Source organism: Mesorhizobium sp. M0954 (genome assembly GCF_040319155.1).
Classification (GTDB): domain Bacteria; phylum Pseudomonadota; class Alphaproteobacteria; order Rhizobiales; family Rhizobiaceae; genus Mesorhizobium.
The window spans coordinates 1-948 of sequence record NZ_JAMYNR010000080.1 but is presented as its reverse complement, the minus strand read 5'-3'; the positions used below and the strand labels follow the sequence as shown (position 1 = coordinate 948).

Genomic DNA, 948 nt, shown 5'->3' with positions numbered 1-948 from the left:
GAATCGAGGGCGGAGGTCGGCAAAAAGCAGCTCGTTCGGCTGTTTTTAATTATATTTCAAATAGATAAGTCCTAAGGTCGTCAGTGAGGCCCTGTCCGCCAAAAACGCTTGCTGGCGAAGGTCTTGCCTGAACCGGTCTTGAAATATCGCTCGAGTTGCCGTGCGTTGGCCTCGGTTTCAACCCCGACGTAGGACTTCAAAGTTACAGGCAGATAGGCCTTGGTCAAAGTCACATAGCCTGATCGATGCGATTCGAAACAGCGTCGAAGGTCGTTGGTCGACCCGACGTAGACATCGCCGTTACGAAGTTGCAGGAAATAGACGTACCACATGGTCCCCTACGCTACTTCGTAGCTTCGGGCGACACCCTACGCCCAAAATGCGGGTCCGGGTGGCCTGCCACCCGAAGCCCGCAGGGCGTAGGGTGGCGGAGAGGATGGGATTCGAACCCACGAGAAGCTTTTGACCTCTACTCCCTTAGCAGGGGAGCGCCTTCGACCACTCGGCCACCTCTCCGTTGCGCCGGTGGATAAAGAAAAGCGCCGGCACAATCAACAAGCTGACGCTATTATCCTTGAAAAATCGACCCTTCGCCAAAGCGCCGCGCGGCGATGTGGCGATTCTACGGCAATTCCCTGGTTCGCGACTCGGGCCATGGTCACATTTCGGGCTGACCATCGCCGGAATCCGCGGTTTGCAACGGCTTGCGAAGGGCCGTTGGTTAACGGGAGCTTTCGGAGTGAGGCCAAATCGTGTCATTTGTGCAACAACGCCGGGGTATAGCGCCAACACAAACCTTTTGCCGGTACGATCGTGGTTGAACGCCGCCGTCTCATGGGTAATGTCGGGTTTGAAGGAGCGGCGCGGTGCGCATCTTTTTCGGTAGTGGGGATGGGGCAGGGAACGCTGTCCTTCAGCAAAGAATACCCAGACCCGTTTTTTAACTTT

Annotated in this window: 2 protein-coding genes and 1 tRNA gene; all 3 read right to left on the bottom strand. The window is 56.0% G+C overall.

Features of this window, described 5'->3' with window-relative positions; translation table 11 throughout:
* Positions 1-80 precede the first annotated feature (80 nt).
* Positions 81-332 (bottom strand): GIY-YIG nuclease family protein, encoded by a 252-nt coding sequence (locus NKH93_RS34230; protein ID WP_352976415.1) that lies wholly within the window; start codon positions 330-332, stop codon positions 81-83.
* A 93-nt stretch (positions 333-425) separates the two neighbouring features.
* A tRNA-Ser gene (locus tag NKH93_RS34225) sits at positions 426-516 on the bottom strand.
* Positions 478-948, bottom strand: a 471-nt coding sequence (locus tag NKH93_RS34220; RefSeq protein WP_352976412.1) for a hypothetical protein, incomplete at its 5' end; no start/stop codon positions are given. The genes NKH93_RS34225 and NKH93_RS34220, both read right to left, overlap by 39 nt.

Coding starts and splice junctions, on each gene's coding strand:
- NKH93_RS34230 (WP_352976415.1), bottom strand. CDS start 332: ATGTGGTACGTCTATTTCCTGCAACTTCGTAACGGCGATGTCTACGTC.